The sequence below is a fragment of the Cohnella xylanilytica genome, from assembly GCF_014212175.1.
Taxonomy (GTDB): domain Bacteria; phylum Bacillota; class Bacilli; order Paenibacillales; family Paenibacillaceae; genus Cohnella; species Cohnella xylanilytica.
In genome coordinates this window covers 60915-86422 of the sequence record NZ_JACJVR010000057.1, presented here as the reverse complement: position 1 = coordinate 86422, position 25508 = coordinate 60915, and the positions used below count along the sequence as shown (strand labels likewise).

Below are 25508 nucleotides of genomic sequence, written 5' to 3'. Positions count from 1 at the left end.
CCTTGCTCTCTCATTCTTATTTCTAATTTTTGTATTTTCGGTATTCATCCGGGAGATCGACCTCGGAATGCCAGAACCTAGCTCGCCGCGCCCGGACTACCACAAATACAAATCGTCGCCCTTCAGCTTGAACACGGCTTCCATGAAGTAATAGTCTCCGTAAATAATCGGCGTATGGCGGTTCGGATTGTGATACGCGGCCGAGCCGTGCGTCACGAGGTGGTCGACGTCCCCGGACCAGTCGCAGCGCCGCTCGTCCAGCGTCTTCAGCAGCTTCAGCGCCGCCCGCAGATAGACCTCCTTCTCCCGCTCGCCGACCGCCTTCGCGATCTCGATCAACCCGCAGGCGGCGGGCGGTCGAGTCCTCATAGGCGGGCTCCGGCGGCTGGCGGAAGTCGATCGGGACGAGGCCGCTCTCCGGGATGTTCGCCATGAAGTAGTGCGCGATTCGCTTCGCGGTCTGAAGGTACTCTTCTTTTCCCGTATGGATATAGCTCATCATGAAGCCGTAGAGCGCCCACGTCTGGCCGCGGGTCCAGGAGGAGCCCTCCTCGCAGCCCTGCCCGCCGTACGTCTTGACGACGCCGCCATGGAACGGATCGAATTCGACGATGTGGTTAACGGAGCCGTCCGGGCGCACGAACGCCGTCATCGCCGTGTCCGCGTGCTTCATCGCGATCTGCTGGAAGCGGGGGTCTCCCGTCTCCTCCGTCGCCCAGTAGAGCAGCGGAATGTTGAACATGCAGTCGACGACTCCGTCGACGCTGCCGTTCCGGCGGCAACGCCGCGATATCATCGTCTTAAGCGATACGCTTCAATTCGTTGGTTTATCCGTTCCTGCTGCCGAGAGGCCGGAAGAGACGAAGCGGCCGTCGTACGAATAAACGATATGTTCGTCCAACCGGTCTCCGGACAAGTGCCGGCGGACGAGCTTCCGGCCAAGCTCAGGGGTGATGCCTTTGTACCAGATCCCGTCCGGGTAGGCGATCACGACGCAGGCGTCCGCGCAGCGGCCGTTGCAGCGGGTCCGCGTCGTATGAATCCGCCGGTCCGCGCCAAGCGACGCAAGCTCATCCCGGATCGCTTGCGTGACTTCGTCCGCTTGCTTCGCCATGCAGCTCCCGCCGTTGCAGATGAGCAGATGGCAGCGGGTCTCCTCCAAATTCCACGTCGTCATGTCTGGTCTCCTTCTCGTCCTCGTTCAAATCGCGTCTGATCGTTTTATGCGAGACCTTATATGTAATTGTTACGATTATATACGGGAACGAAGCGGGTTTCAATGCTTGCGCCGGATGTCGAGCCTGGCGAAGCGAGTTCCCCCTGCCCGAAGGAACCCGACATCCGGCGCGATGGATAGAGTTCAAATCGAACGAAAATAACGCCGTACGACCGAATAAGCCAGCTTCGGCCGCCGGTAGCGGTCGACGACGCCCTTGCTGTTCTGCGTCCCCGCCCGGGTGAGGAGCCATCCCGTGTCTTCGGTCACGCGGCAATCGCAGAACTGCCAGATCAGCATGCCGGACAAATACGGGCGGGCGGCGTAAGCGGCCAGGTTCGCTTCCAGGATGTCGGCCTGCCTCTCCTCGGTGCCCCGTACCCGCGACGGATCCCTCAGCCCGTAATAGCCGTCGGCCCCGAATTCGCTCATGATCATCGGCTTGCCCGCCCCGCCGCTCGCGTCCGCCCAACCGCGGGCCCGGTCGCACAGCTCCCCGGGATCTTCGTCCGTATACCACCCCGGGTACAGATTGAACGAGACGATATCGGCCAGGTCGAAGCAGATCTCCTTCTCCCGGTGGTGCGAAGCGAACGTCAGGGGGCGGGACGAGTCGAGCGCCCGGAGCTGCTCCAGCTGCCGCTTGTAGTGAACCCGCCCCTCCTCGCAGTCGCTCGCGCATTCGTTCAGTATCGCCCAGACGATGATGGACGGTCGATTGTAATGCTGCGTCGCCATCTCTCGGTTCACCTGCTCGCACTGCCAGACGAAGTTCGGATTGCGCATCTGCTCGATGCTAAGACCCCGGGCGTGGTTCTCCTCCCACACGAGCAGTCCCCTCTCGTCGCACAGATCGAGGAAGCGTTCGTCGTTCGGATAATGGCTCGTCCGCACCATATTCGCGCCCATGTCCAGCATCAGGTCGATGTCCTGGTTCATCAGCTCCGGCGTCAGCGCCGCCCCCGCCATCGGATGATCCTCGTGCCGGTTGAACCCCTTCAGCACGATGTCCCGGCCGTTCAGCTGGATGCGGCCGTTCTTCGCCGAGACCGTGCGGAACCCGATCCGGTCGATCCAATCGTCGATCGCTCTGCCCGTCTCGCCATCGAGCAGCCGAACCGACAGCTCGTGCAGCGTCGGCTTCTCCGGCGACCAGGTCTCCGCCCCCGGGAAGTCGTATTCGCCGCCGAGAACGATCGTCTCCCCCGCTTCGATCCGGACCGGATTCCACTCCAGCTTGCATCCGGCCAATTCCGCCTCCGGTCTCACCTCGCGCGCGGCGGCCGAAGGATTGGCCAGCGTAATCGCCAGCCGGCCCTTCCAGGCGCCGTCTTCCCCGGAAGGCGTGAACGCGGCCCTCTCGACGAACGGACCTTCCAGCTCCTCCAGAACGACCGGCCGGATGAGACCGCCGTACGTATAGTAATCGTTGGGAACGTGCAGCGACGAGAATTCCCCGAACGAATTGTCGACCCAGACGAGCAGCTCGTGCTCGCCGGCCGGCGCGTCGGGGACGATGACGCTGAAGGCCGTATAGGCATTATAATGACTTGCGATCTCCTTCCCGTCCCAGTACACGCGGGCGGTATGGCTGACGCCTTTGAATTCGAGCCGCGCCGGTCCCGAACGTTCGATCCGAACCCTTCGTCGGTAAACCCCTTGCCCCCGATACGTCCGCAGCTCCGGATGCGCCTCCCAGCACCCCGGCACCATCAGCCGGTAATCGAAGCCGAGCCGGCCGAGACCCGTCGCGGAAGGAGCCCCTTCCGTCTTCGCGAATTCCCACAGCCCGTCTATCGTCCGGCTGCTGCGTACCCGATGATTCCTGAACATTCGTTCCATGCGGATTCCCCCTAATTCGGATGATGTCGGAAGCTCTCCCTGTATTGAGTAGGAGTCAAGCCCGTCTCGCCTTTGAACAGCTTGTTGAAGTACGAATGCTGGTAGCCGACCCGCTCGGCCACCTCGTTGATGCGCAGCGTCGTCGACAGCAGAAGCTCCTTCGCCTTTGCCAGCCTCAGGTTCTGAATGTGTTCGACATAGGTAACTCCGAGAACCAGCTTGAACGAGCGGCTCAGCGTATAAGGGCTCGTATGCAGCTGCTCCGCGCATGCTTCAAGCGGCAAATCCTGCGCATAACGTTCGCCGATCCAATCGACGGCTTGTTCGACCAGCCTGCGCGCCCCGACGTTCTGCGCCTTCCCGTAATCGTCCAGATACGGCCGAACGATCCGACGCCACATCCAGCTTCTCACCTCTATGGGATCGGGGAGAGACAGCACTTCTTCATAGACGCGGCCCTCAACGATTAGCGGATGCATCGTGAACCCGAGTTCGATCAACATTCCCCGTACGCGGCCTAGAAGCTGCAGGCACGTATTCCGGAAGTCCGCATCGCTCTCGCTGATCTTCTCCACCTCGTCCATGAAGAGCTCATACCGCGATTCGGATTCCTCCGGAAGCCCGAGCCACATCGCATGGAGAAGCTCGTCCTCTTCCGCGATCGGATACCGGGCCGAGGCCGATCGCGGCGAACCGCTGCCGAACTCGTCCAGGTCGATCACTTGGTGGATCTCTTGCAGATCTCTGAAGCTCACCGCTTTACGGGCTTGTTCAAGCAGCTCCGGCACGCTGCCGAGTCTGTCCGTCCAGCGGCTGACGATAATCGTCGCGTGCATGCGCAAGACGTTCGACAGCGCTCCGATCAATCGTTGCGAGTACGCAAGCAGCTCCCGCTTGGCCTCCGCCGGGTCCTCACCGTTCTCCTTCCAATGGAGAAGGCCGACAGACAGGTTTTGAAAGTTGATCGCGCTGGCGGCTAAACCTTGTTCGTCAGCCAGTTCCTGCGCGATATTGGCCGCAGCGAAAGAGACCAGTTGGCGGTCGTTCTCCCGGAACCTTGCTTGCTCGGCGGATAAGCCGGACAACTGGATAAGCAGCATGGCGAACCGGCTATCTCTTGCGGGCCAGCCGAGATGCTCCATCCGCTCCCGGAGGTCGGACTCGCTAAGGGCGTACAGATGTCCTTGAACGAGCTGGAGCAAGAACCCTTCCCGCAGCGAGGGCTCGGCGCGCTTCAATCGGTCGCGCAGCGTCCGGCTCTCGTCGCCCAACCGGGCCCATTGGAGCTCGAGATATTCGAGCTCATGAAGCTTCTCCTCTTCCTGCGGAATCCGACCGTCCCCGAAGAGGCGAACGAGCCGCCGAATCGGCCGGTGCAAGCGTTCGGTCGCCACCCAGGACAACGCAAGACCCGCCGCCAGGCCGACGAGTCCCGCCGCGGCCAGCCAACGGGACGTCGCCAGCACCGGCTTCAAGAGCTCTGAGACCGGACTCGCCGTCACGTACATCCATTCCGCCTGAGTAACCCGGCTGAACGAGACTTGGTAATCCTTCCCCTGCCACTCGAACGGGAAGAATCCTTCCTTGGAGTCTGCGCGATCCAGCACTTCGCTCCGCAACGCGTCGGACAACGCCGACGCCCGCTCTTCCGGCTTCGTGATCCATTCGCCGTTCTTCTGCATGAGGAAGGCCGCTCCGCGTTCGCCCGTCTGCAAGTAGCCGACCGACCTCTCGATCTCGGGTCCGCTCAGATTCAGCACGAAGGCTCCGAACGGCTTATCCGCATACCAAGGCAGCTTGAAGATCATGGAGACCGGTGCGATCGCCCCCTTGTCATTCAAGGGCAGGTCATAGGCGAGGAATAGTCCCTCATGCTGTTTCAGCAACCGGCTGTAGGCTTCCAGACGGGCTCCGGACAAGGACTGAATGCCTTCGGCAGACACGAGCGTGCGTTGCCGTCCGAGATACAGCCGCGCTTCGTCGATGAACAGGTTCGAGCCCCCAACGACGGTCAGCGACTGCATCAGTTCTTGCGATTGGCTTATATTCTCAAGGAACGAGAATCGATCCAGATAATCGCCGAATAGCGGGTTGGTCGACCATCGGCTCATTACAATAGCAATCTGGTCGAACTGATTGGCGAGCATCTCCGACACCTGCTCCGTTCGAAGCTGGTGCGAACGGATCGCTTCCTTCTCGATCTGCCGAATGCCGATCCAGTAATTGCTGACCGCGATAAATAGAGACGGCACGCTCGCGATCATGAGCAGCAGCGCCAGGCTGCGGCGGAAGTAACGGCCTTTCCCTCCGCTTCCGCTCATCTTCGTCCGTTGGTTCCCCACCGGCAACTCGCCACCTCCGCACGCGGCATCGGGCGCAACGGAGAACGCTCTCGCGCCGGCGCCAAGTCCGGGCGGGAGCGTTCCATCCCCTTGTTACGGGTTCGCGTTAGCGCGGGCTTGATAAGCCGCGTTAAACTCTTCGTTAATTTTCAGATACGTCTTGTCGGTCTTGAGCTGTTCGACCAGCTTGTCCCAGTCCTCGAGGCTCCGGTCTCCCATGATGACCTTCGTCTTCATGTCTTGGATCTTCTTGCTGTAATCGCTGCCATTCGTCAACGCGGTCTCGGAGGTAAGTCCGTTGATCGGGCTCGTCACGCTCGCTTCCGCCGCCTCGTCGATCAGCTTGCGCTCTTCGGCCAGCTTCGCGGCGGGAAGACCCGTTCCGAGGTTGGCGTATTTATCGAACTTCATGAAGATGTTCTGCATGAATTGGAAGCTTGGATCGTTCTTCGCCTTGTCGGTCAGCTCGTAGCTTCCGTCCGCAAGATTGAACTCGATGCCCGGGCGTCCGTAATTGGCGAGCTCGTGGCCTTCGTCCGAGGCGCCGTAATCGAGGAATGCGAGCAGCTTCTTCATCTTCTCCTCCGGCACGGTCTTCGGAATGACGAACATGCCGAAGTGCCCGTTGCCCTTCGAAGCGAACTTGCCATTCGGTCCTTCGAGATAAGGAAGCCATTCCAGATCGGCGTCCTTCTGGCCCGCCTTCTGCAGTTCCTGCAGCATGCCCGGAATTTGGTTCGGCTTGTCGGAGAACATTCCCGCCCTGCCGGCGTAGACCAAATCCTTCGCTTGGTCGTGCTTAAGCAGCGCGAAGTCCTGCGGGATCAACTTCTCTGCGTACGCCTTGCGGAACCATTCGAGCGCCTGCCGCTCGCTCGGCTCGAGCGTCACGTCGACAAGCCGGCCGTCCACGACCTTGTACTTGCCGCTCGTTCCGTTGAAGGCGTCCTCGATGAAGCCGAACTGGCCCATGTTGTCCTGGTTCACGTAGCCGGATAGACCGATCGTACCGTCTTGGCCGTCCGGCGCCTTCTCCTTGAACGCTTGCATTACGGCGTACAGCTCGTCTACTGTCTTGGGCATCTCAAGCCCCAGCGACTTCAGCCAATCGGTGCGGATCAGCGGTTGCGCATTACCCTCCGTCGGCCTCACCCTCGGTACCCCGTATAGTCTACCGTCGATCAAATTGTTTGTAAACGTAATATCGGGGAACTTCATCAAGTTCGGATAACTCTTAATCAACTCGGTCAGATCCCAGAACGCTCCCTGCTGAGCCATCGCCCGAAACGCTGCGTTGCCGGTATCGGTCACCAGCGTCAAATCCGGCATTGAACCCGACGCAAGGGTCACGTTGACCTTCTCGCTGAAGCTGTTCGGCGTCACCCAAGTGATGTCGAGCTTCGTATTTGTGCGCTTCTCCACTTCCTTCAGAATCTCGTTGTCCGCGGCCGGGGGCTCCTTCTGATAGAAAATCGAGAGAATGCTGATCTCGGTAGGCGAACCTCCCTCCAGTGCCGACGCCGGGGAGCTTCCGCTCGCTCCGGGCGGACTCGTATTCTCCTTCTCGCTGCTGCCGCTGCAGGCGCTAAGCATCGCGGCCAATGCCGTCGTCGCGGCGAGAAGACCTGCGACTGTTTTTCCTTTACGTTGCATGTGACTGCCTCCCTCTATCTTCTATAATGTCATCATTCCTTCACGGAACCAACCATCGCGCCCTTGGCGAAATGCTTCTGAAGGAATGGATAGACCAGCAGGATCGGTACCGTCGAGACGATGATGGCGGCCATCTTCTTCGTCTGCGAGGGGATGTTCTGAAGAGCGGAATCGCTCATGGCGCCCAACGAGGTAGAGGAATCGATAAGCAGGTTCTGCAGCAATATCTGCAGCGGCCATTTGTCGGGTTTATTGATATACAGAACGGCTGTAAAAAAGGTGTTCCAATAAGCGACGGCGAAGAACAGGCCGAACGCGGCGAGCGACGGAAGCGACAACGGAAGAATAATCCGATACCAGACGCTCATGTCGTTGCAGCCGTCGATCAGCGCGGCCTCCTCCAGTCCGGCCGGAATCGAATCGAAGAACCCCTTCATCAACAGTACGTACCAGCCGCTCGTCAGCACGGGCACGATCAGCGACCAGACGCTGTTAATCATCCCGAGATCCCGGACCACCAGATAGCCGGGAATAATGCCGGGATTGAACAACGTGGTCACCAGGATCAGCAGCAAGAGCGTCCTTCTGCCCTTTAATCGCTTGCGGGAGAGCCCGTAGCTGAGCATCGAGGTGATCAGCAGGCTGCAGACCGTGCCGACGATCGCGAGGAACGCGCTGATCCCCGCTGCTCGAACGAATGCGTCGGTCGAGAACAAGTAGCGGTAAGCATCCAGCGTCCACTCCTTGGGGAACAACAGCAAACCGCCTTGACGCACCTCCCAGGGAGATGCGAACGAGACAACGAACACGTAGTAGAACGGGAACAAGCAGATCAACGCAACGGCGACCAGCAAGACGGCATTGACCCGGGCGAACCAGCGGTCGAACGCGCTCTCCATGGCTCTGGCTCTCATTAGTACATTCCCTCCTCGCCGAACATCTTGGACAGCCGGTTCGCGATAATGACCAGCGCGAGTCCGACCACCGATTTGAAGAGGCCGACGGCCGTGCTGAAGCTGAATTGGCCTTGCAGGATGCCGACCCGGTATACGTATGTGTCGAACACCTCGGCCACCTCTGACACCGCTCCGTTCATCATCAGGTATACCTGCTCGAAGCCGACGTCCATGATGTGGCCGATCCGCAAGATGAGCAGGATGATAATAACGTTGCGAATGGCCGGCAGCGTGACATGCCACATCTGCCGGAGCTTGCCGGCCCCGTCCAGCTTCGCCGCCTCGTAGAGCTGCACGTCGACCCCGGCGATCGCGGCGAGGAAGATGACCGTCCCCCACCCGACCTCCTTCCAGATCGACTGCAGCGTCAGCAGCCCCCAGAAGAAATCGGCGTTCGTCAGGAAGTCGACGCGGTTAAAGCCCGCGGCTTCCAGCAAGCCGTTGATGATGCCGTCCGATTCCGACAGCATGATGAGGCTAATGCCCGCGATGACGACCCATGACAGGAAGTGAGGCAGATAGATGATCGACTGTACGGCTCCCTTGAATAAGCGGTTGCGGATCTCGTTCATCATCAGCGACAGCGCGATGGGCAGCGGGAAGAAGAACAGCAGGCTGAGCGCGTTGATCGCAAGCGTATTCCGAAGGATGACGAGGAAGTCCGGATTCGAGAACAGCCGATCGAAGTGCGCCCACCCGACCCACTCGCTGTGCCACAGCCCCAGATACGGCGAATAATTTTGGAAGGAGATGATGATCCCCCACATCGGGACGTACTTGAAGACAACAAAATAAAGCAGTCCCGGAAGGACAAGCAGATACAGGAAGATGTCCCGTCTGAGCGTCCTCAGCGTTGTCATGTTGCAGCCACTCCTTTGCTCCGTCGCCCCGGCGATCCCTCCCCTTGAAGACTCGTCGCCGGCCGCATATCGAAGCATAGTCGCTAGCCGTCTTGCCTGCATTAAAAACATCTTGCGAGAGGCCTTGAATGGGCTGCGACGATCTTGCGAAGCCTTGTCCGGCGCGGCTTCAAGGCAATCCGGCTGTACGCGGAAGAACCCTCCGTCCTAAGGACGGAGGGTTCGCGGCTGAGCCTGTTCTTCACTCTCGCATTTACTCGACAAGCCGAAGCCCGACGACGCAGCCGATCACGCCCAAGAGACAGAGCAACCGGAGCGCTTGCCTCGATTCTTGGAAGAACAGCATGCCGACCACGGCCGCGCCGACCGATCCGATGCCGGTCCAGACGGCGTAGGCCGTCGACAGCGGGATCGTCTCCATCGCTCTCGTGAGCAGGCTGAAGCTGATGAAGAAGCCTCCGATCAGAATCAGATTATTGGGCCAGTCGTTGCGAACGGCCACCCGTTTGATGCCGATGACGCCGACGACTTCGAGCAAGCCGGCGACGATGAGCAGCGTCCAAGCCATTATCGGCGCTCCTCCACGCTTGTCATTTTCAACCCGACGATAAATAGCAGCAAAAGCAAGATAATGCCAACCTTGGGCAAGCCGATCCCGCCGGAGAGAACGGCCTCCACGATAACCGTACCCACGGTGCCGATTCCCGCGAACACGGCGTAGGTCGTGCCGACCGGCAGCGCCTGCGTGGCCCGGATCACGAGATCGAAGCTGGTCAATAGGGCGATCAGCACGACGATCGAAGGAATCCCCTCGTATTTAAATCCCGCGGCCCAGACGATCTCGAGCGAGCCCCCGATCGCCACGTACGCCCATGCCCGGTTTTTGCTTATCGTTTTTTTCGCTTTAACCGCCGTCGCTTGATCGCTCAATTCGTTCCCTTCCTTTCTCCTCGTCCGAATGCTCCGTTGGCTCCGCTTGTTCGCGCCGCAAATATTCGTCCACGATGCGGTCGATGTAAGCCATCGTCTCCTCGTCCAGTCCGAGCACCTTCTCGTCTTCGCCGGGTTCCGGGCGAACCCAGTCCCAATACTTCTCCAGCACGTCGTCCCGGCCCTGGAACCACTGCTCCCCGATGGTCAGAATCCGCTCCGCCAGGCGTCTCGATACCGGAGAATCCGGAGGCTCTCCGACGCGGCTTCGAATGTCCCGGAGCAGCTCGATCCATTCGTTCGCCCGGGGATCGTCCTCGTCGAGCTTCGGCAGCGTCTCGATAATCGGGAGCTCGTCGGAAGCGAACCTCTTCGCCCGGTTTTCCCGCCGAACGGATTGGGCTGCCGAATCGCTCTCTCTCGACTGAAGCGAATGGATGAACAGAAGCAGCTCCTCCGCCGTCACCTCGTCGCGAAGCTCGATCGTACGCAGGGTGGTCAGAAGCTTGCGTTCGAGCAGCTCAAGCCGATGCTTCTCTTCGCGGAGCAATTCCAGTTGCTTATGGATCGCGCGCGACCATTGCTCGGCCCGAGTCCGGCCGGATTCCGCTTCGATCACGCCCCGGATCTGCTCCAGCGTGAAGCCGAGCTGCTTCAACGTGGCGATATGATGGAGCTTCATGATATCCTCTTGGTTGTAGTAGCGGTAACCGGCTTCCGACACGTACGAGGGGGTCAGGATGCCCAGTTCGTCGTAATAGCGCAGCGTCCGAATGGAGATCCCGGCTTCTTTGGCCAATTGGCCGATTTTATACATATCCCATCGCGCCTCCCGATCCTATTCTAAACCCTCACGCATACGGTAGAGTCAAGAGGAGGTTTCTCGGCGGGTCCCGATCCGCTCATAGAGAAAGGCCGAACGTCTTCTTTCGAGACGTTCGGCCTTTGGCGTTGTCGGCCTGCCGGGAGTTGCCGCAAGCCGCGAACCGGTTTACATGTCGATGACGGCGATCTTATCCCCCTGTATCCCTCAAGGCCTCTGCCAGCATCGATGCGTAATATTCGGCGCCTTCCGGATTCAAATGAACGCCGTCCCGGTAGAAATATTCGTCCTTGCCCTCGCTGGCGGCATACCAATCGATGATCGTCGCGTTGCCGAACTCGCCGGCGACTTCCGAAATCGTCTTGTTGACGGAATCCTGCCATTCCTTGGGCACCCGCGTATTCACCAGATAAACGCTTCTATCGCTCAGCGAATCCAGCAAGGAGCGCAATGTCTTGGCATTGAACGGACCGTTGGTCCCAAGCTCGATGACGATCCGGTCCCCAAGCTTTCCTCGCTCACGCAGCTCGTCGATAACCCCTCGAGCCTGGTTCATCTGGCGGCCGACCTTTCCGTCGACGACCATCCCCGGAAGCCTCTCTTCGAGAAAAGGAGCGGCGTCCAATAGGACGGAATCCCCGATGGCGGTTATTCCTTCTCCGGATTGAATCTTTCCCCCGCCTTGACCCGGCTTGGGTTGTTCGATCGGCGCCCATACCGCATTGTCGGCAGGAGCATTCGCTTCGGGTTCGGGTTCGATCAAGTGGACGGCGCCATAGATCGGGATCATAAGGAGGAGCAGCAAGGCCGTTTTTTTGACGCCGAATCGGCCCCGCCGCGCCGGCTCCTCGACATACCTGTAAGACAAGGAGGCCAGGAGGAAGATGACGGCCAATTGCAGCATGACGCGCAAGAAGCCGACTCCCTCCGTCTTCGCGCCCGGATTCGATAACACGATAACGGGATAATGCCAAATATACAGGCCGTACGATCGGACTCCGATCCAACGAAGCGGTTTGCAGCCCATAACCTTCCCCAACCGGCTGGCCGGATGCGCGAGCACGGCGACGACCGCCGCGGAGATCGCCGATAAATATAGAAACCCGCCGCGATAAAGCCATCCGTCCTGCTTGTCCGTACGGAAGATCAGGATCATTAACAGGATAAGCCCAAGGAGCCCTGTCAGATCCAGCAGCCCGCGGGCTCTTGAGGATACCTTGCCGCTCCATTTCCAGCTGGGGCATGCGACGGCCAAGGCAGCGCCGATCAAGAGAGCGAACGCCCGGGTGTCCGTCCCGTAATAAACCCGGCTCGGATCGGTTCCGGGCGTATAGATCAGGGCCATCGCCGAAGCCGAAGCGGCGGCGCCGGCAAGGATCCAGAGCAGGAGGCGGCCTCGGTAACGCGCCAGCTTGAATCCGATCGCGAGCAGGATCGGCCATGCAAGATAAAATTGCTCTTCGACGGCGAGCGACCAGAGATGACCGATCGGAGAAGGCGGGCCGAAGCTCTCGAAGTACGAGACGCGATGATACAAGAGCCACCAGTTATAGACGTAAAATAACGAAGACAGAATCCCGCCTTTCAAGCCTTGCAATCGGGTCGGATCCATGATCGCAAGCCATAAGGCCGACAGCGCAAGCATACTTGCCATGGCCGGCAGGAGCCTTCGCATTCTCCGGATCCAGAACCTCCGAAGATTCAGCTTCCCGTCCCTTCTCCATTCCATGCCGATTTGATCCGTAATGAGATAGCCGGATAGGACGAAGAAGATCCCCACCCCCAGAAATCCGCCCTCGGCCCCCTTCAGGTTCAGATGATAGGCGATAACGGCGATAACGGATAGCGCTCTTAGCCCGTCCAACCCCGGGATGTAACGTTTGACAGGCGGCTCCGTACGGCGTGTTCGGGCGGCGTTCATCGCGGGATACCGGGAACGGCCGCCTACTTCGACGCCGGCGCCGCAGCCGGCCGGGAACCGCCGAATACCCGGTCAAAGCGCCGCATCGAGGCCTCGAGCGGACCGGCGGGGAACTGCGCGAGCAGCCATCCGGCCGCCAGCGTCGCGACGGCGACGATCAGGTCGCCGAGCGGAATTCCTCCGAGATCGTACTCGACCCCCGCCAGCTTGAGGACCCAGATCGCGACGAACTGAGCCGAATACAACGTCAACGCCGCGCGTCCGGTTGCCGCGCAAGGCGCCAGCACGGCCGAGATCCGCTTCGGAACGAGGCAGACGAGTCCGAGAACCAGCAACGCGAACCCCAGCCCCGTCATCGTCTGGAACGTCGACGCGCTGTGCGGAGCCGTCCATAGAAGACTGTTCCACAGCGGCGGATTCACGTTGTACGGCCAGATCGCATACGGGTCCGGTTGAACGGAGGGGAAGCTTTGAACCCGAACGAGCCACCCTTCGAAGGATCGGCTTAATCCGGGGAGAACGAAGGCGCCCAGCGCCTTGCCGGCGGCGAGCATGAGCGCTCCCCCGCCCGCGAGCGCTAAGGCGGTGCGCTTCGATTCGGCGAAGCCGAGACGACCGATTGCCATGCCGGCGACGAACGCGGGGGCGAGCGCGAGGCCGGACATCGGGCCGCCCGCTATATCTCCGAGGAGGGGCGCTGCCGACAGAACGCTCCCTCCGAGAACCATCAGCGGCGGCCCCGCCAAGGCCAGAACGGCCGCCGTTGCGGCGAGCGCGCGCGTCGAACGGCCGATGAGCGCCAACGCCATCACGAACATTGCCGCATAAGCGGGCAGGATGACCCCGTACCCGGTGTTCAGCAGGATAAGAAGATATCCGAGAAGATCGACGAACACCGCCCGCGCGAGCATCCGCGCCCGGAACGCGCTCATCCCCGCCCCTTGTTCCGTACTGCGTCGCGCCATGATCGAATAGGAGATGCCGCCACAGAGCACGAACAGCAGCGTCGTGTTCCCGGAGACGATCGAGGCATTCGTCTCGTTCAACGCGAAGTGCTGCACGTACATCCCGACGACCGCGAGCCCCCGCGCCGCGTCAAGCGCCGCAAGACGCCCCGCCCCGCTGCTTTTCCCAGATGCGTCCTTAACCGGCTCGTCCGGCCGTTGAATCCCGATTGCCAACTTGCATTCCTCCCCCTGACTGCTGCCATCCAATATACCGGACAGATGTAGGGAAAGTGAGATCAACCTGTAAACAAACCGTAAAATAGGAAGAACGCCGTCGGCCCTTCATAAAAAAGAGGCGCCCTGCCGGAGACAGGCGCCGATGGTTCAACGGAGCTTGGCAGGAACCAGATAAGAATACGACAGTGCCGTCGCGATCCCCTTGCTGAAGCCGTGAACCTCTTTCGTGCTCAAGTCGATCACTACGACGTACTGCGTGTTTTTGGTCTTCTTGTTTTGGAAAAACAAGATGGCGTCCCGGGTCGCGTCCCGGAAAACCGTTCGTTCTCCAAGCTCCAACTCGTCGAGCAGGATGTCGCCCAGACGCTGTAGCCATTGCCGGGCCGCAGAGACGATCTTGTCTTCGTTGAACGGAGTCTCTTCCTCGATGCCGGATGAATTTTCTCCGAATTGTTGAATATCCAGAATATCGCCGTCGGCCGCATTGACCATGACGGTATATTGGGTGCGGATATTATACCGATTCTTCACGATGACGCTGTAGACACCGCTTGGAATCTCGCTTAATTCCGTCTTGTAACGAACGAGAGGATCCGCATCCGAGTCTGCCCTAAGGCTATACAATATGCTTTTGACCTGCTTCGGCTCGAACACGTTAAGCTCCAGATTTACATCCTCCAGCGAAAAGTTGGTATCGAAAACCCGGTTTACCGCGTTCACGCTTAACGTTCTCACCGTATCCTCCGACAAAATCCCGGGGGACTCGGTCTTCCGGTCCGGTTCGACCTGAGCGATCTTTCTCACCATGACCGCGTCCTTCGCGATCGGTTCATAGAAGAGGCCGCAGCCGGCTAGAAAAATCAAGGGGGCGAGCCCGAGTAAAAAGACGGGCCGTATTCGCTTCATACCTTCACCTCATCCCGCTCGGCAACCTCGAAGACGACTTTAACGGTCGTCCCGACGTTCACTTCGCTGACGACTTCGATCGTTCCCTTATGAATCCGCGCCACGCTTTGGCAGATGGACAGCCCCAATCCGGCCCCGTTGTATTGACGCGTTCGGGCTTTGTCGGATACGTAGAACGGTTCGAAGATGGAGTCCAGATGCTCAAGGGCGATCCCCATGCCGCGATCGGCCACTTCCAGAATACGCCGCCCACCTTCGCTATGAACGCGAATCGCGACCAGCCCCTGTTCCGAGGATGCCTTGATCGCGTTGTCGACCAGATTGAAGATAAGAACCTTCATCAAATCCGTATCCATAGGCATCCAGCAATCGCCGCCATCTATCGCCAGCCGGATTCGCCGTTCTTCCGCCTTCATGGCCAAAACCGGCTCCGCTTCGTCCAGGACGGCCTTCAGATTCTCCCGCTTCATGACCAGATTCTCTTCGCGGATGAAGATGAGATCCATCATTTTCAGAGCAAGGGATTCCAATCGCTTGGCTTCGGCATAAATGACGTTAAGCCCATCCGCAAAGGCTTCCTCTTGGTATTTGGTCACCCGCAGGAAACTGGAGAATCCGATGATGGAGGTCAGCGGAGTCTTCAGCTCGTGCGTGAAGTCGTGAATAAACCGCTGCTTCTGCAGGTTGAGAATCTCCAATTCGTTGATTTTGTCTTCGACCACCGCAACCATCCGGTTAAAATGGTCGGCCAAATGGCCGATCTCGTCCTTCGATCGCAGCTCGACCCGTCTCGAGAACTCTCCTTGCGCGATGACTTTCGCCGTACGGGCCATTCTCTCGATCGGTTTGGTCAGCGCTTTGCTTATGATCATCATCAGGACCAGATAGAGGAGGCATGCGGCAATATCCACTTGAACGAAAAACCGGTATTGCTCGACGCGCTCCGCGTACACGGGCGTCACATCCTTCATATACCCGATCCTGATCTTCTTCCGGTTGACCTCGACCGAGCTGGCGGTGAACAGAATCGTGCGGTCGCCGACGTCGCTCAATCCGTACCGGATCTCGTCCTTCCCCGGGGCTTGGAGCTTGGTCCATATAGTCGGCAGGGGAAAATCGACGTTGCTGAACGCCGTGCGGTCCGGTTCCTCCTCCATTCTCAGATAAGCCGCGCGGTCGCCGGACTTCGCCGCGAATTCGTTCCCGATATTCGTCCATACCGTCCGTTCGTAATCGGGGGATCGATAGACGCTTAGAAAAGGAACGATCGCTTCGATCGCGGAACGAATGCTTCTGTTTTCTCTTAGCGTCGCTTCGATCTCCTGTTGGAGCAGCTTGCTATGATTGCGTTCGATGATGAGGACGGAGGCCAGATGGAAGAGAAGGAGGAACGGCAGGATCGAGAACAGGTAAATTTTCTGCCATAGCTTCATGCCCGCCTAATCCTCCAGACGATACCCGATTTTATATACGGTTTTGATATGTTCGTACAGGTCCAGCTTCTTGCGGAGCGACTTGATATGCATGTCCACCGTCCTTGTCTCTCCGTAGAACGCGATCCCCCATACTTTATCCAGCAGTTGTTCTCGGGACAACGCGATATTTTTATTTTTCAACAGCGCGACGAGCAATTCGAACTCTTTAACGGTCAGGTCCACCGGCCTCCCGCGTACCCTTGCTTCTCTTCTGTCCAGGAAGACCTGCAGGTCTTTGAATTCGAGCAGTGTCTCCTCCCGTCCGAACCTTCGCAGCACCGTCTCGATGCGCGCAAGCAGCTCAAGGGCCTCGAACGGCTTGACGATATAATCCTCCGCCCCCGCCTTCAGGCCGCGGACTTTATCGACGACGGAATTTTTGGCCGTCAGGAAAATGACGGGGATGCCCAAGGGTCGAATGCTCTCCATCAGTTCGAATCCGTCGATTCCCGGAATCATGACGTCCAGCAGGATCAGGTCGAACTTGTGTCCGCGGATCGCCTCCAGAGCCTCGTGTCCGCCGTAAGCCTCGACCGTATCGAAATGGACGAGATTCAAATTCAATTTGATGATTTTGGAGATATTGGCGTCATCTTCGACGATTAAGATTTTCCTATTCAATGAGATTCCGCGCTCCCGCCCCGTAATATTGTCCCGCTGGACCGATCGGATGTAAAAAAAGCTCCTGAACCTCCGCGGGAGAAAGTTCAAGAGCTCGTTCATGGTAAGAATGGGGGCTTCCGTTTTTTAACGTCAGCGAACCCTAATTTATCACGGCTGAACATACAGAGTCAAGCCTTATTTAACTTGTCGGTCAAATGGAATAAGGCCGATCGCGGAGCGCCCGGTTGATCCGCTCCCTTCGCTCGAGCAGCCACGCATCCCCGCGCGGATAAGCGCGGAACGTCAGCGGCTCGCCGAGTCCATCTTCCAGCAGCCGCAGCGTCTCCTCGCGGCCCGCCAGCCGCTCCAGCAGCCGGAGCGCCCGCAGGTCCTGCAGCGCCTCGCGCACGACCTTGAGCCGGATCGACTCGACCGGCCCCTCCTCGCCCGGGTAGACGAGGAACGCGTCTCCCGACGGGAACGCGCCGTCCGCGTCCGTCGTCTCGTACGGGTTGACGGCCCGCAGCGAATATTGCGAATACCAGAAGTTATAGCCCCAATGAAGGAATCCTCGGAGACCGAACTTGTACAGTTGCGCGCCCAAGATCCGGCTTCTCGCCGACGGCATGTCGAAGAACCGGTTCGCCACTTCCTTATATTGGACGCAGCAATAATACGTCCACAGCTCCGGCACGCCCGCCTCGAGGAACGGCTCGATATGGTCGTTCGCCGCGACCGGCCTACTCACAAGCCCCCGCTCGTAGAACGAGAAGTCCGACAGCGCGTCCAGAACGGGCAGGCCGCCGATATGCCGGCGCAGCCGTTCGCTCGCGATCCGGTACGGCTCGAGATGCTCCTCGCGCGGCTCGTCGGACACGTGGAAGTACACGCGATCGGCAAGCCCATTCTCCCGAATATACGCTGCAAGCGCGGGGAGGAATTGCGCGAGGAACTCGCCGTACTCGTCGCCGGCCGCGTCCGTATGCCAGCCGAACCGCTTCGTCCGCTCCACCGCGCCCGCCTCCAGCACCTCGATCTTCGGCGCGTGCTTCGCTCCCCATTGCGTGAACAGGTGCGAGAATTCGAAGTAGCGGATCCCCGCCCGTTCGGCCATTCCGATCCAGCGCGTCAGCTTCTCGAAGCCGAAGGCGTACGTCCCGTCCCTGCCCAACGTCACGTCGACGAGCTGCACCGTCGGCCTCTCGCCGCCTACGGCGGTGTCGAGCGGCGGCGTGAACAGCGGCGTCAGCAGCATGTTGACGCCATGCGCCGCCGCCGTCGCGACGTAGGCCTCGATCAGCTCCCAGTGCCGCTCGCCGAAGACGTCGACGCCGTAATGCGTCGCCAGGCAGTCGGCGTGGAACCATTCCGTGTGCAGCAGCTCCTGCTCGGGCAATTCCAGAGGCAGCACCTCCAGCGCGAACGTCTCCTTCGCGACCGTCGCGCCTTCCTCGGAGAGGAAGGCGACGGAGATCGCGTGCACGCCCGGCAGCTCGCCGGCATCCGCGACGGCCTCGATCCACAGCGCCCGCCACTGGCGCGGCGGCACCTTCAGCCTCCCGCCGTCGCCGAGCGGCAGCAGCGGGTCCGGGAACAGGCCCGGCTTGCCGCGCAGCACGCCGTCGTCCGGATCGCCGTAGCACGGCAGCTGCGACGGCGCCAGCCCGACCTCCCGGACGGACAGCTTCCCGAGCCAGCCCGGCGACGAGAGCTCGACGCGGACCGAGGCGCCCCTCGTCAGCTCCGGTGCCCGGTAGGCGACCTGGAACGAATACGCCTCGCCGCGCAAAGCCGATCCCGAGCCGTAACGCCCGGCCGCGGGCTCCTCGTCCGGAAATACTTTGACCAGCGAGCTCAGGCAGCGGGTCTCCAGCTCGAAGACAGCGCTCCTATTATTCATTTCCCTCTCCTCCAGCCAACCACAAATCACTCATCCTTATCCCGCTCCCTCTCGTCGAAGCCCGCCGCGCGGAACGCTTGCGCCAGATCCTCGATCAGCACGTCCGGCGACTCCAGGCCGACGTGCAGCCGAACGGCGTGCGTCTTCCTTCGCGGCATGCCGGCGCACCCCTCCTGGAGCGACGCCAGACTCTCGTAGCCGCCCCAGCTGAAGCCGATGCGGAAGTAAGTCAGCGCGTCGACGAACCGGGCCAGCTTCTCGCGATCCCTCCCCGCTTCGAACGAGAGCAGGCCGCCGAAGCCGGACATCTGCGCGCGGGCCAGCTCGTGCTGCGGGTGGGACGGCAGGCCGGGATAGCGGACGCGGCCGACGAACGGAAGCGACTCGAGGTAGGCGGCGACCGCCATCGCCCCGGCCTGATGCCGCTCCATCCGCAGCGGCAGCGTTCGAAGCCCGCGATGGATCAGCGAAGCCGTCTGCGGCGGCATGACCGAGCCGAGCAGCACCAGCTCGCTGCCGCTCAGCTCGCGGATCGCTTCGGCGCGGCCGACGACGACGCCGCCCATGGCGTCGCTATGTCCGCTCGCGTACTTCGTGAGCGAGTGGACGACGAGATCGGCGCCCAGCTCGAGCGGGCGCTGGAAGACGGGACTCGCCCACGTGTTGTCGACGACGGTGCGGATGCCGCGCGCCCGGGCCATGGCCGTGCAGGCGCGCAGATCCTGCAGCTCGAAGAAGAGGCTCGTCGGACTCTCGAGGTAGAGCAGCTTCGTGTTCGGCCGGAGGGCCGACTCGATGGCCGCCAGGTCGGAGCCGTCCGCGAAGTCGGCCTCGATGTCGTAACGCCGCAAATATTCGCCGATCAGACGCCGGGCCGGGCCGTACGCCTGGTCGACGCAGACGATGTGATCGCCCGACCGGATCGAAGACAGCACCGCGGCGGAGATCGCGCCCATGCCGGTCGCGAAGCAGCGCGCGTCCTCCCCGCCCTCCAGCTCGGCGAGCGCCCTCTCGAGCGACCGGACGGTCGGGTTGTTGCCCCGCGAATAGACGAACCCTTCCGGCTCGTTCCCCTCGCGCTCCATATCGGCTACGGTCCGGAACGTAAACAGGCTGCTGTCGTAGACCGGCAGATGGACGGCGCCGTAATGCTTCGCATCGTGGGCGTCGTGCGAGACGATCGTGTACGCGTCGGGACGTCCGCTCAAGACGCGTCCTCCTCCCGCTCCGGCGCCAGCGATTGATAGGCGTCCGTCTTCGCCGCCCGCTCCGCCTTCAGGCACATCAAGGCGCTCGCGATGCCCATCGAGAGCGGCGTCGCCGACCGCTCTTCGCCCTTCATGACGCCGACGAAGTTCCTCGCGAGGGCCTCGTCGCCGCCGAAGTGCGGCAGCTTCGCCGCCTCCAGCTTGTACGTCTCCGTCCGCGGCGCATCGTGCATGAAGACGTTGACTTCGTCCCGGTACCAGTCGAACTCGACCGTGCCCTTGTAGCCGATCAGTCTGGCGCCGCGGCGAGCCGCTCCTTTGCGCGAATAGAAGTTCTGCGAATAGACCGCGTGCATGCCCGTCTCGTAACGGATCAGCACGCTCCCCGAATCGTGGTTGCCGGTATCGACCGCGAAGGCGCAGCCGTCTCCCGTCGCATCTTCCCGGCTGATTCGGCGCAGAACGTACGGACTCTCCGGACAAGTAAAGTATTCGTCGCACTCGCCGCAGCGCAGGCCGGCGGGCTTGTCGCCCTTGAACACCCGCTTCGAATCCATCGCGGCGATGGCGACCGGCTTCAACCCGAGCAGGAAGTTCAGGCAGTCGAGATCGTGGGTCGCCTTCTGCAGGAACAGCCCTCCCGTCTCGGCTTCGTCCCGGTACCAGTCGTGATAATAGACGCCGCCGTAAGGAACGTTGTTCGCCGCCTGGACGTGCTCGATCGTTCCGAGCCGCCCCGAATCGACGATCTCCTTGACGAGGAGCGCCATCGGGGTATTCCGCAGCGGGAACGAGACGACGACTTCGGACGTCGACGCCTTCTCCGCCTCCCGCAGCTTCGCCAGATCCGCCCCCGTGACGCCGACGGGCTTCTCCAGGAACAGCGGAAGATTCCGCTTCATGACCTTGACCGCCATCTCGGCATGCAGCGAGCATCGCGTGCCGATCATGACGCCGTCGAGCGCTTCCCGCTCCAGCATCTCGTCCGCGTCCGCGTAATAGCGCACTCCGTCGGCGACGCTTCCCTTGCGGTCGAGCAGCGACTTCGCCTTGTCCGCCGCGACGTCCGCGATCGCCGCGACCTCGACGCCCATCTCCAACTCCAGCAGCCGATCCAGAAAATAATGCATGCGCGTCCCGTACCCGATAATCCCGATCTTCATGGCCGGCTCTCCTCTCCTAATGGTTGTGTCTCTCTCTATCCAGGCCCCGGAACGGTCTGCCCCAGCTCTGGAACAGTCCATTCGAGCCCGGACCTGCCTATCCGAACCCAAGACCTGCCTATCCGAGCTCCGGAACGTCCTGCAGCACGGCGACCGGCCGAGCCGTTCCGTGCAGCTCGAAGACGACCAGCTCGTTGACGCCTTCGCGAAGAAGAGGCCCCGGCACGTACAGCGTCCTCTGCGGCCCTCTCTCCCAATAGCGTCCCAGGTTGAAGCCGTTCACGAAGGCGACTCCCTTCGTCCAGCCGTCCAGCTTCAGGAACGTGTCTTCGCGCGTCTCGGCGACGAACGTCCCCCGGTAGAACGCCGGTTCGTTCGGACATTCCGCCTCGTCCGAATCGATCGGCGAGTACGCCAGCCCCGACAGGTCGGCCAAAGTTAGCGGGCGGTTCGTCCAGCCGAACAGGAACTGGTTGTACTGCCTCGCCCCGGCTTTGACGCCTTCCGTAATTCCTTTGACGTCGCGCAGCCGGGAGCCGTAGTTGATCCGTCCCATGTTCTCGACGAGAATGCCGAGCTTCGCCCCTCCCGCCGGGATGTCCGCGACGGCCGAGTCGCCGCCCCACCGCTCAGCGACGCCAACGAACCTGCCGTCGAGGTAGATCGACGCCCGGTCGCGAACCTCCTGCAGGATGATCTCGCAGCCGATCTGCGGCCCCGACACCTCCGTCTCGTACCAGACGAAGCCGTAATCCTGGCCGAGCCGCTCCATCGTCTCGGGACAGACGGACGGCACCGCCGGGCTTCCGAGCCGGTCGAACGACTCGAACAGCGAAGCGCGCTCCGTCATCCTTACTTCCCCGTAAGCCCGCTTCGGCGACGGAGCCGGAAGCGGATCGTCCGGCAGCTCCGCGTAGCGCCCGATCACCTCGCGGATCGCCCAATACTTGTCGGTCGGGTCTCCCGACTCGGACAGCAGCGCGTTGTAGTCGTAGCTCGTCACCGTCGGCTCGTAGAAGTCGATGTGGTTCGCTCCGTTGTAGAAGCCGAAGTTCGTTCCGCCGTGGAACATGTAGAAGTTGACCGACGCGCCCATCGCGAGAATCCGGTCCAGCACGTCGACGACGTCCTCGAAGCCGCGGACGTGGTGCTCGTCGCCCCAGTGATCGAACCAGCCGTTCCAATATTCCATGCAGACGAGCGGCTTGTCCGGCTGATACTCCCGCAGCTTCGCGAACGCCTGCTCCGGCTTGGAGCCGAAGTTCAGCGTCGCGAGCGTTCCCGGCAGCGTGCCGCCTTGCAGCATATAGTCCTCGGAGCCGTCGGACGTGAACAGCAGCACGTCCATCCCGCCCGCGATCATCGCATCTCTCAGAAAATTCAAGTAATTCTTGTCGTTCCCGTAGCTGCCGTACTCGTTCTCGATCTGCATCGCGACGATCGGGCCGCCCGACGTGCACAGCAGCGGCTTCAGCCGCGGCAGCAGCTCGTCGTAATAGGCCTTGACCTTCTCCAGGAACGGCGGATCGCTGCACCGGAGGCGCATCGCCGGATCGGCGAGCAACCACGACGGCAGCCCTCCGAACTCCCATTCCGCGCATATATACGGGCTCGGGCGCAGGATGACGAGAAGCCCGAGCTCCCCCGCGAGCCGAATGAAGCGCTCCACGTCCGCCATTCCCTCGAATACGAACTCGCCCTCCCGGGGCTCGTGAAGATTCCAGGCGACGTACGTCTCCACCGCGTTGAAGCCGCAGGCGCGCAGCTTGCGCAGCCGGTCCTCCCAATAGTCCGGGACGATCCGGAAGTAATGCATCGCCCCGCTGATCAGGCGGATCGGCTTGCCGTCCAGGACGAAGCCGCCGCCGTCGATCTCGAATGCCGCCATGGCCTAATCCCCCTGCTAATCGGCCGCCCCCGCCCGGTATTCGAGCGGCGTCACGCCGACCATCCGTTTGAACAGCTTCTGAAAATAAATCTTGTCCCCATACCCGACGATATGGGCGATCTCGTACACCTTCAGGCCCGGATGGTCCTTCAGGAACTGCTTCGCCTTGTCGATCCGGACCCGGTTCAAGTAATCGGTGATCGTCTCGCCCTTCTCCCGGCTGAACAGCTTGCTGATGTAGCTCGCGTTGAAGCCGACCGCGTCGGCGATATACTTCAGGTCGATGTCGCGGTTGTATTCGCGGTCGATCAGCCTGCAGATCCGGTCGGCCGTCGAAGCCGCCGGGCTCGCCGAAGGCGCCGCATGGGCTTCTCCGGCGGCTGCGGCCGAACCGGGTGCGCCCGCGCCCGCTCTCTCCGCCGCCGCTTCCTTCGCGTCCCGGATCCGATCCAGCAGCCGGAATACCTCTGCCTTGTCCATCGGCTTGAGCAGGTAATCGGCCGCCCCCGCCCGCATGGCGCGCCTCGCGTACTCGAAGTCGTTGTAGCCGCTCAGCAGGATGATGGTCAGACCCGGCAGCTTCGCCTTCGCCTGTTCGATGAACTTGAGGCCGTCCATCATCGGCATCTCGATGTCGGTGACGACGACGTCCAGGTCGTCCGGCCCCATCCCGGACAGCTGAAGGAGCGCGTCCAGCCCGTTGGCGTGCTGACCGGCGATCTCGACTCCTCCCGGATATTTGGACAGAATCTTCGCGATCCCGAGACGAATGTGCTCCTCGTCGTCGATGACCATGATCTTCAGCATCGCCGCGCCTCCTCCCCGTCCGTCCGGTTCGGCAGCCGTACCAGAACCGTCGTCCCTTCGCCTTCCTTGCTGTCGACGTGCAAGCCGTACGTCTCGCCGAATTGCAGCTTGATCCGCTCGTTCACGTTGCGCAGCCCGATGCCTCTGCCGCCTTCGAGCGGCGGCCGGCGGGCGGCGATGCGCTCCCGCAGCGCCTTCAGCCTCGCCGCGTCCATGCCCGATCCGTCGTCCGAGACGGAGAAGACGACGTCTTCGCCTTCGCGGCGAACCCCGATCGCGATCGTGCCGCCCCCGAGCCGGTTCTTGAACGCGTGGTGGATCGCGTTCTCGACGATCGGCTGGAACATCAGCTTGATGCAGCTTAGCCCGTAGTCCTTCTCGGGGATGTCGACGACGAGCTTGAACTTGCCCGAGAAGCGCACGTTCTGCAGCGAGAAGTAATGGTGCAGATGCTCCAGCTCCTGGCCGACCGTCGCTCGCTGCTCCTCGTGGTTGACGCCGTATCGCAGCAGCTTCCCGAGCGTGAACGTCATATCGGCCACTTCCTCGTCGTCGTTCAGCTCCGCCTTCATCCGGATCGTCTCGAGCGTGTTATAGATGAAGTGGGGGTTGATCTGGCTCTGCAGCGCGGCGAATTCCGCTTCCTTCTTGCGCGACTGCGTCTGCTTCACTTCCTCGAGAAGATCGCGGACGCGATTCACCATAATATTGAAGTGCCGGCCCAGCATGCCGACCTCGTCCCGGTACTTCTGGTTGAAGCTGACGTCCAGGTTGCCGGTCTGCACCTCCTGCATCAGCTTCTTGATCTTGCTCAAGGGGCGGGTCAGCGCATACGAGATGGCGATGGCGATGACCAGCGCGAACAGGACGAAGGCGCCCGAGATGAGAAGCGTGACGTTGCGGGTCACCGTCGCCTGCCGGGTCGCTTCCTCCATCGGAATGTAGACGAGCAGCTTCCACCCGGTCAGAGCCGATCTCGCGAAGGTCACGATATCCTTCTTGCCTTCGATGACGACCGGCACGGCGCCGTTCGCCGACGCAGCCCGCCGCACCGAATCGTCGCCCGACAGGTCGCGGCCCAGCATCGCGCGGTCGCTCGCGTACACGACCTTGTCGTTCTCGTCGAGCAGAATCGTCTCGCCCTTGGTCACGGCGTCGAGGTCTTGGAATTGGCGCTCGAAGGCCGAGATGTTGGTATCGAAGACGATAAAGCCGATCGGGCTGAGATCGAACTTCACCTGCTTCAGTTCGCGGACGACGGAGAACGCGTAATAGTTGCCCGCGCCGGCCGCCTTCTCCTGCAGGCTGACGAGCGCCGGCTTGCCGTCGGCCTTCTTCGCGGCCTTCGCCCATTCGCCCGCGACTTCGTCGAGATCGGTCCGCTTGCCGCCGGTCCGGATGTTGTATTTGACGTGCCCGTAGTTGTCGAAGACGTACACCGACACCTGGTCGGGCTTGATTTTGTTCAGATTCCGAATATAGAGATCCATTCCCTGCTCTTTGGCGAACGTCGTGTTCGGATCGGCCAGCCAGTCCAGGAAGTCCGAATTGTACAGCGGCATCGCCGACATGTTGTACAGGTCGGTCACATAGTCGTCGAGCTTAAGCAGCGTCTTGGACGTAATCTCGGCCGCGTAATCGGTCGTGTTCTCCTGAATCGAACGGGTGTAATAGGAAGAAGAAGCGTAGCCGATCATGACGAGCGGCAGACAGACGAGCGCCAGGAAGACGATCAGCAGCTTCTGCTGCATGCTCAGGTTCGCGAACGCCACCCACAGCCGGTCCGCCCATCGCCACGCTTGCCTTCTCATGCGCCCATCCCTCCGTTGTC

At 61.1% G+C, this 25508-nt stretch carries 21 protein-coding genes; all 21 read right to left on the bottom strand.

Annotated features, from left to right (window positions below; translation table 11 throughout):
* Positions 1-96 precede the first annotated feature (96 nt).
* Complete coding sequence (locus H7B90_RS32975; RefSeq protein WP_260411049.1) at positions 97-369, bottom strand: hypothetical protein; 273 nt, start codon at positions 367-369, stop codon at positions 97-99.
* Positions 370-814: 445 nt separating this feature from the next.
* Positions 815-1177 carry a (2Fe-2S) ferredoxin domain-containing protein gene (locus H7B90_RS15035; RefSeq protein ID WP_185136705.1) on the bottom strand — a complete coding sequence of 121 codons (363 nt, stop codon included), beginning with the start codon at positions 1175-1177 and terminating at the stop codon, positions 815-817.
* 183 nt (positions 1178-1360) lie between these two features.
* Entirely contained in the window at positions 1361-3058 is a 1698-nt protein-coding gene (locus H7B90_RS15030; protein WP_185136704.1) for a glycoside hydrolase family 2 protein, read from the bottom strand.
* A gap of 11 nt (positions 3059-3069) precedes the next feature.
* On the bottom strand, positions 3070-5400 hold the full coding sequence (locus H7B90_RS33420; protein WP_185136703.1) for an AraC family transcriptional regulator: 2331 nt from the start codon (positions 5398-5400) through the stop codon (positions 3070-3072).
* A 93-nt stretch (positions 5401-5493) separates the two neighbouring features.
* Positions 5494-7053, bottom strand: coding sequence for an extracellular solute-binding protein (locus tag H7B90_RS15020; protein WP_260411048.1), 1560 nt, complete (start codon positions 7051-7053; stop codon positions 5494-5496).
* A 32-nt stretch (positions 7054-7085) separates the two neighbouring features.
* Positions 7086-7967, bottom strand: a complete 882-nt coding sequence (locus tag H7B90_RS15015) for a carbohydrate ABC transporter permease (protein WP_376701734.1) — start codon at positions 7965-7967, stop codon at positions 7086-7088.
* On the bottom strand, positions 7967-8947 hold the full coding sequence (locus H7B90_RS15010) for an ABC transporter permease (RefSeq protein WP_185136702.1): 981 nt from the start codon (positions 8945-8947) through the stop codon (positions 7967-7969). The genes H7B90_RS15015 and H7B90_RS15010 overlap by 1 nt, the downstream gene beginning before the upstream one ends.
* Before the next feature lie 175 nt (positions 8948-9122).
* Positions 9123-9437: a DMT family transporter gene (locus H7B90_RS15005; RefSeq protein ID WP_185136701.1), complete on the bottom strand. Its 315-nt coding sequence runs from the start codon at positions 9435-9437 to the stop codon at positions 9123-9125.
* Positions 9437-9799 carry a DMT family transporter gene (locus H7B90_RS15000; protein WP_185136700.1) on the bottom strand — a complete coding sequence of 121 codons (363 nt, stop codon included), beginning with the start codon at positions 9797-9799 and terminating at the stop codon, positions 9437-9439. Before H7B90_RS15000 ends, H7B90_RS15005 begins: the two co-directional genes overlap by 1 nt.
* Positions 9774-10616 (bottom strand): MerR family transcriptional regulator, encoded by an 843-nt coding sequence (locus tag H7B90_RS14995; protein WP_185136699.1) that lies wholly within the window; start codon positions 10614-10616, stop codon positions 9774-9776. The genes H7B90_RS15000 and H7B90_RS14995 overlap by 26 nt, the downstream gene beginning before the upstream one ends.
* A 196-nt stretch (positions 10617-10812) precedes the next feature.
* A complete protein-coding gene (locus tag H7B90_RS14990; protein WP_376701733.1) occupies positions 10813-12486 on the bottom strand; it encodes an acyltransferase family protein in 1674 nt (557 codons plus the stop codon).
* 80 nt (positions 12487-12566) lie between these two features.
* Positions 12567-13718, bottom strand: coding sequence for a DUF418 domain-containing protein (locus tag H7B90_RS14985; RefSeq protein WP_311772730.1), 1152 nt, complete (start codon positions 13716-13718; stop codon positions 12567-12569).
* Positions 13719-13874: 156 nt separating this feature from the next.
* Positions 13875-14633: a hypothetical protein gene (locus H7B90_RS14980; protein WP_185136697.1), complete on the bottom strand. Its 759-nt coding sequence runs from the start codon at positions 14631-14633 to the stop codon at positions 13875-13877.
* Positions 14630-16066: a sensor histidine kinase gene (locus H7B90_RS14975; RefSeq protein WP_185136696.1), complete on the bottom strand. Its 1437-nt coding sequence runs from the start codon at positions 16064-16066 to the stop codon at positions 14630-14632. Before H7B90_RS14975 ends, H7B90_RS14980 begins: the two co-directional genes overlap by 4 nt.
* A 6-nt stretch (positions 16067-16072) precedes the next feature.
* Entirely contained in the window at positions 16073-16729 is a 657-nt protein-coding gene (locus H7B90_RS14970) for a response regulator transcription factor (RefSeq protein ID WP_185136695.1), read from the bottom strand.
* A gap of 193 nt (positions 16730-16922) precedes the next feature.
* The gene (locus H7B90_RS14965; protein ID WP_185136694.1) at positions 16923-18611 is read right to left on the bottom strand and encodes a DUF4091 domain-containing protein; all 1689 of its coding nucleotides are present in this window, start codon (positions 18609-18611) and stop codon (positions 16923-16925) included.
* Between the two features lie 26 nt (positions 18612-18637).
* On the bottom strand, positions 18638-19819 hold the full coding sequence (locus H7B90_RS14960) for a trans-sulfuration enzyme family protein (protein ID WP_185136693.1): 1182 nt from the start codon (positions 19817-19819) through the stop codon (positions 18638-18640).
* Positions 19816-20982, bottom strand: coding sequence for a Gfo/Idh/MocA family protein (locus tag H7B90_RS14955; RefSeq protein WP_185136692.1), 1167 nt, complete (start codon positions 20980-20982; stop codon positions 19816-19818). The genes H7B90_RS14960 and H7B90_RS14955 overlap by 4 nt, the downstream gene beginning before the upstream one ends.
* A 118-nt stretch (positions 20983-21100) precedes the next feature.
* Positions 21101-22870 (bottom strand): glycoside hydrolase family 35 protein, encoded by a 1770-nt coding sequence (locus tag H7B90_RS14950; protein ID WP_185136691.1) that lies wholly within the window; start codon positions 22868-22870, stop codon positions 21101-21103.
* Positions 22871-22885: 15 nt separating this feature from the next.
* A complete protein-coding gene (locus H7B90_RS14945) occupies positions 22886-23677 on the bottom strand; it encodes a response regulator transcription factor (RefSeq protein WP_185136690.1) in 792 nt (263 codons plus the stop codon).
* Positions 23671-25488, bottom strand: a complete 1818-nt coding sequence (locus tag H7B90_RS14940) for a cache domain-containing sensor histidine kinase (protein ID WP_185136689.1) — start codon at positions 25486-25488, stop codon at positions 23671-23673. Before H7B90_RS14940 ends, H7B90_RS14945 begins: the two co-directional genes overlap by 7 nt.
* Positions 25489-25508: the final 20 nt, after the last annotated feature.